Here is a 12,511-nt window from a genome sequence, read left to right on the forward strand (position 1 = left end):
CTATGAGCTAAGCTGAGTTACAATAAGTAATTACAATAAATAGCCTTTTGACTTTTTGTTTATAACCGAATTTGTTATAACATACACAACCATAAGATTAGTTCCAAGAAGGCATCCAAGCTTTTTTTGGCACTATGATTTTTAACCTGATTGAGCTGATTCAACTATGTATAACAATAAACCGCTATCTACACCAGCAAGCCTTATTTCTAAAGCCTCAAAGATTACTGTTCTGTGTGCTTCCATAGCCTTGGTTGCTGCTTGTGGAAAGACCATTAAACCTGAAGAGCATAAGCCGACTAAATTAGTGCAACTTGAACAAGCTATCAATGTGGTTGAACCAGTATTTCAAACCTCAATTAGTGACCGCTCGAAGTTGGCGGATGTTAACCGTTTTGAAGTGGGCTTCGATGGCAAGCAACTGGTCGTCGCTTCAGGGGCTGGTAAAGTACAAAGTTATGGTCTAAATGGTCAAACTCTATGGAGTGTTGACTTAAAAGAGGACATCGTAGGGGCGGTTGCTTTTGACAGCACCAGTCAGACCGCTGTGGTAACCACTAAGTCAGCTCGTGTGGTTGCACTTGATACTAATAACGGTCAAGTTAAATGGGAAAATAAGATAAGTGGTACGGTACTGGCGCCTGCCTTAATCCATAATAACCGGGTGATACTGTCTGCCAATGACGGGATTATGCATGGATTATCGTTACAGTCGGGCCAGTCTATTTGGCAGTTTGCTACCCAAACCCCAAGCATTAGTGTCCGTGGTAGCGCTAAGCCAACTTTATTAGACAATCAAACTGCGCTTATGGGCGGCGCGGATGGTCGTTTGCATGCGGTTGAAATCGAGTCAGGTATTCCTAAATGGAACCGCCGCGTGGGTATCCCTTCAGGTGCCAGTGAAATTCAGCGCATGACAGATGTTGATGGTACTCCCACTGTGGATAAAGGTCAGCTTCTAGCCGTTAGCTATAGTGGTCAGTTAATGTCAGCTGATCTGGCCAGCGGTCAGATTACTTTCTTACAAGAAGCGGCCAGTAAAAACAGCTTAGCGGTTACCGATACTGCAGTAATTACCACCACGCTAGACGGTATAGTAAAAGCCTTTGACCGTCGTACAGGTGAACTATTATGGGAAAACGAAGCTCTGGCTTATCGTCAGTTAAGCAATCCTGAGCTTATTGGCAACTATATTGCTGTTGGTGATTTAGAAGGGGTAGTCCACTTCTTATCGCCACAAGATGGTCGTATTGTTAGCCGTACCCAAACCAAAGGCCCTATTGTCAAACTGACCTCTCAAGGTGGCTACTTACTGACTCAGACCAAATCTGGTCAAGTGAGCGTGTGGCGTTTAGTGCGTTAGTTATTCTAGGTTAATTGTTCTAGGTTAACTGCTCTGAGTTAATAGATGCTAGATACTACAAAACTAGACCAAAAAACCGCATTATAAAAATTAAAATATAAAAAAGAAGCCTAAGTCATTGGGCTTCTTTTTTTTGTAAGTGTTGAAGGATATTAATAACAACAAATTATTTTGAGCTACTTTATTTATCGCGAACCAATACCACAGGCTCACCCTGGTTAAAATATAAGTTGGTATCGATATCTTTAAGTTCAAGTGGCACATAAGGCCACTGCGACAAGCGGTAGCGACGTCGACGCAGCTCGTCTTTGTCTAAGTGTGGGTCTAAGTTGGTAACGTGGCTTTGAGCCAAAAAATCAGCATCATAAAATGGCCGATGGGTGAGCCACTCAATATAATGTGCTGGGCGTAACTCAGGCATCTGTAAAGCCTCAAAGTCGCTATGACTGTCAATATGGTACCAGCTATGCAGAGGGAAGGTATGGTTTAACCATTCAGGGCTCGGCTCATTACTGTTGCTGTCTTTGAAGAACCTGCCTTTCATTACCATATAGCGTTTATCAATTTTTATTTGGTTATAAAAATCCAAATCGATCCAGATACTTCGAAAGGGTTTGGTTTGCATATGCATTAATTTTCGTTGCAGAGTGTCGCGAGCATTAATACCAACCCAATTGTCGAATCTATCATAGGGAGCAGAGCCCAGATAAAACTTTATTGCCAGCTCCCAATGCTCAATCTCATCGCTTTCATGGTTCTTTAGGATAAAGTCTAATTCACCGGTGGTTTGCATGCCGCTGTATAGCTGTACATTGTGAGCCACGACTTCATAAGGGTGCACCCCCAACTGAAAGCCATCTTCTAGCCAAAAATGAATCAACCCCTCAAAGTGAAAGCCTAAACGATAAGGACTAGGGCGTGACATCAGATATCGAGTTAGCTCTTGATAAGCAGGACTGTCATCCAACTGCTCTAAACGCGGGGAATAATTTTGATATTGGGTCAGCCAAAACTGAGGCTCATGCACAAATATCTGCTGTGATATTAAATTAGGATCAGCCGAGATCCATTGTTTCAACACATCAGGGCAGGCAAGGGCAAAGGCTAAGTCTCGCACAAACGGACGTTTGTATTGTAGCCAAGGTTGTGACTTATCAAAGGGCATAGATTATTCAAAAATATAGTTTGTGGTTTGGGGATAGTAGCTTGACTAAGAGGTAGAGCCTACAAGTATATCGTTTATAGTCTGTAAGTATAGCAACAGTATATGCCTTAAAGTCTAGATGGCAACTTAAAAGCTGAGATGGCAACTTAAAACAAACTTAGCTTAACTTTAGTCTGACATCTAGCTGGCCTTCAGGCTGTATAATACTTACAGGTTATAAGTTCAAAATCATCAGTTCAAAACAGCTATAGGTTTAAATAGTTATGGTCTTCAATAACTATGAGCTTCAATAACTATGAGCTTATGGCCAAACCCTAACATTCAAATACTTCTTATTCTAAGAGCTAAAATTTAAAAAGCTAAATTCCAAATAACCAAGAATTGAAAGAGCCGATGCCAGATACTTTAGACGCCCCAACTGCCTTAGTCATTGATACAGAGACGGATCAAGGTCGAGATCCTAGACCGATTCAAGTGGCTACCATTGAGGTATCCACAGGCCATGAGTGGATGTCCTATTTTAATAGTGGCCGTCCTATCTCACCTTTTGTGACCAAAATCCATGGTATCACTGACGCTGATGTAGCAGGACTTGAGGCTTTTGATTTGACCAGATTTGAGCTAAGCGATTATCTCATCGGTCATAATGTGCGCTTTGATTGGGGGGTTATTGGCCGGCCTAAAGTTAAACTCATATGTACAGTGAGACTGGCTAGAGCTGCTTTCCCCGAATGGCATCGGTACTCTCAGTCCAAATGCATCGAACAGCTAATTGGTAAAGAACAAGCTGCCCATATGACGGCTGCAGCCCATGATGCGCTTGGTGATGCTAGAATGTGCTACTTATTATATAAAGCCTGCTGTGAGCGCCTAAATTTTGAACCTACCGATTTTGCCACTGCCCACAGAATTTCCAACATCGCTAAACCGGTGAAAAAGATGCCTTTTGGTAAATATAAAGGCCAGAGTATTGACGAGCTACCCATAGCCTATATTAAATGGATGTTAGCTAATATTCCTAATTTGACACCCTCTCTATACTCGGCATTACAACACCGTATAACCAGTGAATTAGAGACACCAGAGTAGCGATTTAGCTACCTAATAGAAAATCCTCAGCGGTTTTGATAAATGTAAACTAGCAGTAAGGGGCTGGTTGCGCTCCGTAATAATAGTTAAAGTGGTAGATTGATTATTATCATTAAGCGTTGGTGTACCTATTTTGATTTCCCTATAAATATGATTATAAAACTCGATAGGTTAAGGCATTGTTTTTAAACCAAAACGAACACAGTGACAAAGCTCGAGGCTGCCGACTATGTTATGATAGCAACATTGTGTCTTCACAACCTAGTTATAACTTTCTAATAGTTCAAGGTAGCATTTATTTATGACTCAAAAGTTAAAAGCTGAGACCAACTCAGCAGCACAAACAGTTCGTACAACCATTACCAGCAAAGATGTTGAGCATGTGAGTGACGTGGTAGACAAGTCGACTATCAAGCAGCCCTTGGTGGCCGTCTATTGTGGCTCACGTATGGGTAATAATCCAGTTTACGAAGCGGCAGCTAGGGAGTTGGGTGAGGCTTTGGCAAAGAATGACATGGGCCTAGTCTATGGCGGTGCCAGTATTGGCCTTATGGGAGCTGTGGCTGATACCGTCATATCAGGTGGCGCCCAGGCAGTAGGGGTTATTCCTACCTTTATGTTAGACCATGAGATTGCTCATGAAGGCTTAACCCGTCTGCATCTGACCGATACCATGCACACTCGTAAAGCAATCATGGCGGAGTACGCAGATGCCTTCATTACCTTACCGGGAGGTCTGGGTACTCTAGAAGAAATCATGGAGATTGCCACTTGGCGTCAGCTTTACCAACACGAAAAACCTATGGTCATTCTAAATATTAATGGTTTCTATGATCCTTTGATTGAGCACTTAAAGCACACTGCAGCAGAAGGCTTTATGAAGCAAGAAGACATAGAGAGATTGGTGGTGTGTGATGATATTGAATCAGCGGTAGCTTTACTGGATAAGCTGGTGCATATTGATGATCCAGTGGCCACGCATAAAATTTAAGGGAATGCTGGATTAGTATTCTTTGTAACCAAAAAGAGCTGCCTTATCAAAGGCAGCTCTTTTTTGATTCAATTAAATCGTCCGTTGTTATTTCAAAGGAGTAACCACTCCAGACATGGGTGCCGGGAAAGCACGTTCAGTGGCAAACTGTCGTGCCAACTCATCCACTTCCTGCTTACTGCTATTGCTTAAGTAACTCCATTTATGATGCTGGCGAGTCGAGTGTTGCTGCGCTGTTGATTGAATGAGTTTTTGTGATTCAAGCAGTGCCACAATATCATCAGAAGCCTCTAATGCCGAGGAGGCTTTAACGTTCTCAGCACGAGCATAATTCAGCCCAGGGTACAGGCTGACATCTGCCACTCGTAAGGTGTCATTATCCCCAGGTATTTGTTGACCACCGTATAAAGCATTCCCTGTGGGGGTCGCAGTAGCGAAAGTTGGCACAAACTCACTGACCTCATCAATGGCTCTTTGGCTGCGTTCATGCAATGTGTCCGGATTCCAACCCTCTTCAATGTAATCCAAGTATTTTGGCTTTAGCTTGGGCTGAGCATCGTCTTCTTTGGTGACCACTAAGCCATCTTTGAATAAAGTGACGGCTTTATTCATACTATGGATTTGATAGTAGCCGTCAGGATAAGGCGTGAGCTGAACCATGCCTTGGGGCGTGCCTCTTTTGCCGTGAATGATAATCTCCGGCATCCTAATAACAGGATGGACTAAATCTTCATTGACAGCGGTAGGAGACACTTTAGGTGCTCGGTTCCAATGCGTCACATACGAAGCCTTAAACTCAACCATACGCTGCACAGGGATTCCAACCATGTTGTCAATAATGCCAGTTTTAAAGCCGCAAGCATTGATTAGGTAGTCCACAGTAATGGTTTTAGCTTCAGTTTGACCAGACGCTTGAGCCTGCTGGTAATTGATTGCCCACTTTGGTCCTGTCTCTTTATTACTAACATTACTGGCATCAGTCTTGGTCACACTGCTAGCGCTATTGGCTTCGGTAACATCGATAACTTGGGTGTTGAGTAGCAGGTGAGCATTGGGATAACAACCAAGGGCAATCTGAGCCGAGGCAGCCAAACGGAAAATATTCCAGCCATATTCTTGTACTGCAACGATAGGGAATTTGAGCTTGTCTAAATTTAGATTCTTTGCTGCATTGACTACCCAGTGATCCAGCTCTTGGGGTATCTGCCCTTCAGGAAATAAAGAGGGGTCCGAATCATTGGCTTCAAGTAAGGCCTGTAACTGCGGTCTATCATAGAGACGATAGTAGTCCTCAGCTTCTCCCAATACCTTATTGGCAGGGTCAGCGGCGATCATGGCTTCATATTCACGAGTAAGCAGCTGTAGACGAGGCAAAAGGTCTTCAGGATTGCCATCATCTCGCTTAGGAATGGTGATAATAGTGGGTCTAACGTCAATACTGTGTGGATACATGCGTAACATGTCTATCGATTGTTTCAATAGCTCTACGCAGTCCTCATCTGGTATTTCACGATATAAGTTACCACCAGCATGAAGGTGGCACATAGGTGGACCATCGATTAAACTGGCTTTGGCTTCAAATAAATAAGTCTCAATGCCTAAAGCCGCTAGACGAATGGCAATGGTTGATCCTGCAACCCCGCCGCCTATAATACCTACCTTCAAGTGCCCTGCTTTGGGTAACTGGTTTAGAGTTTTATTAACGTTATTATTAGTTTTATTGGTCATTATATTTAAGTCAGTAGTTATACTTAATAAGGATTTGTGTTAATTTGATGCTCAATTACAGTAGCAAATATCCATAAAAATCACTGTTGCTTCAAGGTAGTAGCCTCGTAAAGTTGACTTAAGGTTTGTACTATAGATGGTGATGATAAGCGGATTATGCAAGCGCTTTTAGGGTTATAAATGCAGTTATTAAGCAGTTATTAAGCAGTTATTAAGCCCGTAGGAAAATTAGCTATAAACTCCAAAGTTGTTTTTTAAGAGAATATGATGAAAAGAAGCCCGATAAGAAGGTCAAAAAAGCCGGTTGGTCTGCAACAAAAACAAAAGCAGCAGCTTATGCTAGCCGTGGGCTTTTACGTGGTTTTAGTATTAATTGCTGCTATGGGTAAACTGAGTTGGGGTGTCGTGGGTTGGTATGTATTGATAGGAGCGGCTACCTATTTAATTTATGGCAAAGATAAGCAAGCTGCTCAGCAGGGTACATGGCGTACGCCGGAATCCACTTTACACTTACTTAGTGTGCTTGGGGGCTGGGTGGGAGCGATGATGGCTCAAAGTTTTCTGCGTCATAAAACTAAAAAGCCAGAGTTTAGATTGACGTATTACCTAACCGTTTTAGTGAATTTAGCCGCGCTGTTGTATCTTATTTCGGGAGGCGATCTATCCCAGTTTTAAGTGTTGGTAAGCCAAGTGCAACAAAGCCCGTCATTGACGGGCTTTGTTGCTTTACTATCTAACGATTTGCTTGGCCTTGAAGGTTTGTTTAGATTAACCTAGGCTTGGAATTTGGCATTGCGTTTGCCTTCCAAAAATAGCATGTCTATTACCACAATGGCTACCCCAGTACAGATGGCAATATCCGCCACATTGAAAATAGGGTAGTGCCACACATCGGCATAATGCACATGAATGAAGTCAATGACTTTACCAATGCGTACTCGGTCTATTAAGTTGCCAATGGCGCCGCCTAGGATCAAGGCCAAACCAACATTGAGTAGCTTAGCCTGACGCGGAGCTCGAGTGAGGTAAATCACTAAAAATAATGACATCGCCAGTGACAGCCCAGCAAAAAACCACTTTTGCCAGCCGCCTTGATCCGCCAAGAAGCTAAAAGCAGCGCCATAGTTATAGGCCAAGGTCCAATTTAAAATCGGCTCAATAACAGCCACTGGCTCATGGAAGTTAAGCTTTAGCTCAGCCAACCATTTGGTCCATTGATCCAGCCCAATCACTACTAAAGAGAGCACATACCACAATAAAGCATGCTGCCTATTGGGTATAAGCTTAGGGCGCTTAGTTAAACTAGGCGACGCAGTGGCATAAGCAGGAGCAACGGCCTTGTCGGCTAAGCCATTCGAGCCATTATCTAAGTTGTTGCCAGGGTTATTACCTGCAGTATTAGGCATAATGACGAACCTCACCTGGGCCTTCGATATTACTCACACAGCGGGTACAAATCTCTGGGTGCTTAGGATCTGAGCCCACATCATCACGTACGTGCCAACAGCGGATACATTTAGTACCTTCAGCAGAGGTCACTGCGACGCGTAGATTATCTAACTCAGTGGCACTGCCTAATTGTGAGTCACTTAGCTTATTTAAGCTCGCTGAACTGGTAATTAATACAAAGCGCAGTTCATCTTCAAGCTTCGCTAAGCTATCGTAAATCTCACCATCAGCATAGATAGAAACCGCTGCTGATAAGTTGGCATTGATTTGTTTTTGCTCACGAGCATGTTCAATAACCTTGTTGATGGCATCTTTGGCTTCCAGAATAACCGTCCAGTCTGCCTCACTAATTTTGTCCATACTAAAGTCAGGTAGTTCGTACCAGTCTTGAGTGAAGACATAAGCGTTCGCACCAGTAGCTGATTCTTTTAGCAGGGCTTCCCAAGCTTCTTGAGCAGTAAAGCTCAAGATAGGGGCTATCCAGCGCAGTAAGGCGTGAGCAATATGGTACATTGCTGTCTGTGCTGAGCGACGAGGCTTGCCCTCTGCCATGGTAGTGTATTGACGGTCTTTAATGATGTCTAAGTAGAAGCCACCTAAATCTTGAGAACAAAAAGCCGTTACTTGTTGGGTGACTTGGTGGAAGTCCATCGCGTCATAAGCAGCAACGATTGATTGCTGTACTTTTTGGGCGCGTAGCATGATGTATTTGTCTAAGCTCACCAGCTCATCCATAGCCAAGCTATCAGTTTCTGGTTTGAAGTCATCGGTGTTGGCCAGCAAGAAGCGTACTGTGTTACGGATACGGCGATACATGTCTGTCGCCCCCTTAAACGCTTGTTTACCAGCATTCATCTCATAGCGGTAATCGCTTGAAGCAATCCACATACGCAGCATATCGGCGCCAGTTTTATTAATTTCATCTTGTGGATTGATGATGTTGCCCAGTGATTTACTCATCTTACGGCCGTTCTCATCGACCACGAAGCCGTGGGTTAATACTTGTTTGTACGGCGCTCGACCATACATAGCTTCAGAGGTTAACAATGAGGTTTGGAACCAACCACGGTGTTGGTCTGAGCCTTCCAGATACATATCTGCAGGGTTGGTCTGATTGTCGTCTTGCTCAAGTACCGCAAAGTGGGTGGTACCTGAGTCAAACCAAACATCTAAGGTATCGGTTGATTTCACATACTCTTTGGCATCTTCGCCAATGAAGTCTTCAGCTGAAGCGTCAAACCAAGCTTCTACTCCGCCTTTTTCGATAACTTGAGCGATGTCCTCCATCAATTCTAGGGTATTGGGATGCAACTCATCGGTGTCTTTATGGGTAAAGAAAGGAATGGGCACGCCCCAAGTACGCTGGCGAGAGATACACCAGTCTGGACGACCAGCAACCATAGCTTCGATACGGTTTTGGCCCCAAGCAGGGGTCCAAATGACATTTGGGATATCCTGCATGGTTTGCTGTCTTAAGGTGTTACCGCCTTCAGTCACCTTGTGATCCATACGGATAAACCACTGCGGGGTAGCACGGAAAATAATTGGAGACTTATGACGCCAGCAATGCGGATAGCTGTGCTCCATTTTGTAATGCTTTAATAGATGGCCACTGTCACTCAAGCTCTCAATAATTTTTGGCTGAGCTTTGTAAATGTGTTCACCAACGAATACTTCAGCGGTTTCTAGATAGACGCCATTACCGCCAACTGGGTTGGTCACAGGTAAGTCATAGCGCAAGCTTACTACGTAGTCGTCGGCACCATGAGCAGGGGCGGTGTGGACTAGACCAGTACCGCTTTCAGTGGTCACGTGCTCGCCCAAAATAATAGGCACTTGGCGTGACTCGATTAAGGGGTGCTGGGCTTTGACCAGCTCAAGCTTATCGCCAGATAGGGTAGTGATAACGCCTTCGTTTTCTAAGCCAAGAGCTTGCAGAGCATCTTCTACTAAGTCTGTCGCTAGAAGCAGATTGCCTTTGCTGGTTTTGACAACGCTATACTCAAAGTCAGCACTGACAGCGATGGCTTGGTTAGCCGGTAAGGTCCACGGGGTTGTGGTCCAGATAACCGCTGCTGTTTTGTCATTATTGCCTTCGGGTAAAACTTGTGAGGGATCAACTAGGTCGAAAGCTACGTAGATGGCGTCTGAAGTTTTATCTTCATATTCAACTTCAGCCTCAGCCAATGAAGAGCCACAATCCAAACACCAGTTAACCGGCTTCATGCCACGAGTGACATAGCCATTGGCATAAATTTTACCTAGAGCACGGACGATATTGGCTTCTTGATGAAAGTTCATGGTTAGATAAGGATTGTCCCAATCCCCGAATACCCCAAGACGTTTAAAGTCAGCCATTTGTAAGTCAACTTGGCTACGAGCGTATTCGCGGCATAAACCACGGAATTCAGTCGCTGATACCTTTTGACCCACCTTACCTACTTTGGCTTCTACCTTCTGTTCAATAGGCAGACCATGACAGTCCCAACCAGGCACATAAGGCGCGTCATAGCCTGATAAAGTTTTTGATTTAACAATAATATCTTTTAAAACTTTGTTTACCGCATGACCTAAGTGAATTTGACCGTTGGCGTATGGAGGGCCATCATGCAAGATATATTTTTCACGTCCTGCTTTGGCTTCACGAATTTTGCCATACACATCATCTGCTTCCCAAGCTTTTAACCAATCTGGCTCACGCTTAGCTAGGTTACCGCGCATTGGAAACGCGGTATCGGCAAGGTTTAACGTATCTTTGTAATCTGGAGTTGAGTTAGTCGAATCAGTCATAGAAGCCGTCTTATATGTTGAGTTAAAACAAAAATGAAAATTTAAAAACTAGATAAAATGCTGCGATAAAAAAAGTAGCGCTGAGTAAGTAGCACTGAATAAACAGTAATGAGGCTAACGTAAGCTTAGCAATTTATAAAATATTTAAGACTTACAAAAAATAGCTATAAAGTAAAGCACAATATTCTCATTATAAAATAAAAGCTTCCTTAGAGGGAAATGGCTAGCACCGCTGACAGCTATTCAGCAGGGGATTGGCCATCAATTCTTAACCAGCGTCCCATAACTTCTGCCAATTCATCCACCCCTTCTTTTTTTAATGAGGAGAACAGTTGAATGGTAAAAGGCAAATCAAGCTTTTCTAATTCACGTTTGGTCTGAAGTAAAATATTTTTGGCTGGACCGTATTTAAACTTATCGGATTTGGTTAATAGAATGTGTACAGGTAACTCACCGTCTTTGGCCCAGTGTAGCATTTGTTCATCGAAGAACTTTAGTGGGTGGCGGCTGTCCATTAATAGTACCAAGCCCGCTAAGCTTTCACGTGATACTAAATATTCTTCTAGCTCTTTTTGCCAAACCAGTTTCATCTTTTCAGGGACAGCGGCATAGCCGTAGCCAGGCAAATCCACCAAGCGGGCATCTTCATTGCCAATGGAGAAGAAGTTAATCATTTGAGTACGGCCTGGTGTTTTTGAGGAGCGGGCCAACTGACGCTGATTGGTCAGTACATTAATGGCAGAAGATTTACCGGCGTTAGAACGTCCTGCGAAAGCCACTTCATAACCCGTATCTGCTGGACATAACTTAAAGGTAGGAGCTGACATCAAGAACTCAGTCTGCTCCAAGCGTTGGCGAGGCGATAAATGGGATAAATCTGCTGCAGATTCTGGAGCAACATATTGCGGTGCTTTGGTCTTTTTGGTTTTTGGTGCATTAGCCATAAGGTGTCTCAAGTTTAAACGGTATAAAATAAATTTGACGGCTATTGAATAAACAATAAAGTTACTTTTTATGAAAATAGCTTCATAAAAACACCCTCGTAAATAGTGCTCTTATAAAAAGCACCCTTATAATAATAGTAGGGCACTAAATAGGCATAACTATGGTGAGGGTAGAAATAACGTTAAATAGAAGGCCTGTAATCTGTCCCATTATAACCAGTCTTGCTTATGAAAGATAATGGCGTAAGTGAAGGTTTGTGTCGCAGTGCGAAATTGTGCAATAAAAAAGGTACATTACTATTAAATGGCGTCACAAAAAATCGAAATTCAATTGATTAGTATATGTTAATATATAAAATAAATTGTTTATTGCTGTTTGAATGTTTTAGATTTACAGCCTAATTGAGCTGCAAAAGCGTTTTTACAAAAGCCTATTTACAAACCGTACTTACAAAACAAAGTTTACAAAAAATAGGAAAGCTGGCATTGAAATAGAGACAAATGCCTTCATAATAATAAATAGTTGGGTGAATGGGTGTATACTGAAATTGAAGAAAGTAGTCGCTATTAGCTATCGATCACATTCACTATCCTCATATAACAAAGTCATTCGCCCAAAGAGTGCCAACCTATTTTTTTATTATAAATAAATCTATTTTTAACCCCACTCTCAACACTTTATTAGCAATTCAAACTGAAGAGGCGGGTTACCAAGTTTTTTATTTAAAAGAAAAAAGAAATTATGCGCCAGAATCTTACGCGTTAAACGATGAGACAAATGCCATAAATCTCTAGCACGTACTTTCTGTATATTAAAGCAGTCAGACAATTGACCAATAACAGTCTCAATATTACGTCGATAACGCATCAATCGATTAACATCAGACTTAGGTCTATTATCTGTCATATTGCGTCTTAGCGGTGTTTGCAAATCAATACCCTTTGATGCAAAGTGCTGTGTTAACTCAGGGCGGATATACCCTTTATCTGCA

10 protein-coding genes are annotated in these 12,511 nt (G+C 42.8%); 4 read left to right on the forward strand and 6 right to left on the reverse strand.

All coding sequences use genetic code 11. The annotated features are described in order from the left end of the window. Positions 1-166: 166 nt before the first annotated feature. Positions 167-1,363 carry an outer membrane protein assembly factor BamB gene (bamB, locus tag G561_RS0108010; RefSeq protein ID WP_037031992.1) on the forward strand — a complete coding sequence of 399 codons (1,197 nt, stop codon included), beginning with the start codon at positions 167-169 and terminating at the stop codon, positions 1,361-1,363. A gap of 181 nt (positions 1,364-1,544) precedes the next feature. On the opposite strand, the gene G561_RS14300 is transcribed toward bamB, so the two are convergent. Beyond that, positions 1,545-2,528 carry a DUF1853 family protein gene (locus tag G561_RS14300; RefSeq protein WP_037031993.1) on the reverse strand — a complete coding sequence of 328 codons (984 nt, stop codon included), beginning with the start codon at positions 2,526-2,528 and terminating at the stop codon, positions 1,545-1,547. A 393-nt stretch (positions 2,529-2,921) separates the two neighbouring features. On the opposite strand from G561_RS14300, the gene G561_RS0108020 reads away from it, so the two are divergent. Beyond that, positions 2,922-3,617: a putative quorum-sensing-regulated virulence factor gene (locus G561_RS0108020; protein ID WP_028859077.1), complete on the forward strand. Its 696-nt coding sequence runs from the start codon at positions 2,922-2,924 to the stop codon at positions 3,615-3,617. A 301-nt stretch (positions 3,618-3,918) separates the two neighbouring features. Then, positions 3,919-4,608 (forward strand): LOG family protein, encoded by a 690-nt coding sequence (locus G561_RS14305; protein ID WP_051584455.1) that lies wholly within the window; start codon positions 3,919-3,921, stop codon positions 4,606-4,608. Between the two features lie 87 nt (positions 4,609-4,695). On the opposite strand, the gene G561_RS14310 is transcribed toward G561_RS14305, so the two are convergent. Next, positions 4,696-6,336, reverse strand: a complete 1,641-nt coding sequence (locus tag G561_RS14310; protein ID WP_051584456.1) for an FAD-dependent oxidoreductase — start codon at positions 6,334-6,336, stop codon at positions 4,696-4,698. Positions 6,337-6,603: 267 nt separating this feature from the next. On the opposite strand from G561_RS14310, the gene G561_RS0108035 reads away from it, so the two are divergent. Continuing rightward, positions 6,604-7,011 (forward strand): DUF1294 domain-containing protein, encoded by a 408-nt coding sequence (locus G561_RS0108035; protein WP_227674062.1) that lies wholly within the window; start codon positions 6,604-6,606, stop codon positions 7,009-7,011. Positions 7,012-7,109: 98 nt separating this feature from the next. Here the strand turns inward: G561_RS0108035 and lspA are convergent, their stop codons facing one another. The 4 genes from lspA to G561_RS0108055 form a co-directional block, all read right to left on the reverse strand. Further along, positions 7,110-7,742, reverse strand: a complete 633-nt coding sequence (lspA, locus tag G561_RS0108040; RefSeq protein WP_081794420.1) for a signal peptidase II — start codon at positions 7,740-7,742, stop codon at positions 7,110-7,112. Next, positions 7,735-10,575: an isoleucine--tRNA ligase gene (ileS, locus tag G561_RS0108045; protein ID WP_028859080.1), complete on the reverse strand. Its 2,841-nt coding sequence runs from the start codon at positions 10,573-10,575 to the stop codon at positions 7,735-7,737. Before ileS ends, lspA begins: the two co-directional genes overlap by 8 nt. Positions 10,576-10,814: 239 nt before the next feature. Then, positions 10,815-11,519, reverse strand: a complete 705-nt coding sequence (gene yihA, locus G561_RS14315) for a ribosome biogenesis GTP-binding protein YihA/YsxC (RefSeq protein WP_081794421.1) — start codon at positions 11,517-11,519, stop codon at positions 10,815-10,817. A gap of 670 nt (positions 11,520-12,189) precedes the next feature. Beyond that, the coding region (locus G561_RS0108055) for a transposase (RefSeq protein ID WP_028859081.1) at positions 12,190-12,511 on the reverse strand (322 nt) is incomplete at its 5' end.

It is taken from the genome of Psychrobacter phenylpyruvicus DSM 7000 = NBRC 102152 (assembly GCF_000685805.1).
GTDB lineage: Bacteria > Pseudomonadota > Gammaproteobacteria > Pseudomonadales > Moraxellaceae > Psychrobacter > Psychrobacter phenylpyruvicus.

What these genes read in the sequence shown, in the direction of transcription:
- bamB (WP_037031992.1), top strand. Translation starts at nt 167, where the DNA reads ATGTATAACAATAAACCGCTATCTACACCAGCAAGCCTTATTTCTAAA.
- G561_RS14300 (WP_037031993.1), bottom strand. Translation starts at nt 2,528, where the DNA reads ATGCCCTTTGATAAGTCACAACCTTGGCTACAATACAAACGTCCGTTT.
- G561_RS0108020 (WP_028859077.1), top strand. Translation starts at nt 2,922, where the DNA reads ATGCCAGATACTTTAGACGCCCCAACTGCCTTAGTCATTGATACAGAG.
- G561_RS14305 (WP_051584455.1), top strand. Translation starts at nt 3,919, where the DNA reads ATGACTCAAAAGTTAAAAGCTGAGACCAACTCAGCAGCACAAACAGTT.
- G561_RS14310 (WP_051584456.1), bottom strand. Translation starts at nt 6,336, where the DNA reads ATGACCAATAAAACTAATAATAACGTTAATAAAACTCTAAACCAGTTA.
- G561_RS0108035 (WP_227674062.1), top strand. Translation starts at nt 6,604, where the DNA reads ATGAAAAGAAGCCCGATAAGAAGGTCAAAAAAGCCGGTTGGTCTGCAA.
- lspA (WP_081794420.1), bottom strand. Translation starts at nt 7,742, where the DNA reads ATGCCTAATACTGCAGGTAATAACCCTGGCAACAACTTAGATAATGGC.
- ileS (WP_028859080.1), bottom strand. Translation starts at nt 10,575, where the DNA reads ATGACTGATTCGACTAACTCAACTCCAGATTACAAAGATACGTTAAAC.
- yihA (WP_081794421.1), bottom strand. Translation starts at nt 11,519, where the DNA reads ATGGCTAATGCACCAAAAACCAAAAAGACCAAAGCACCGCAATATGTT.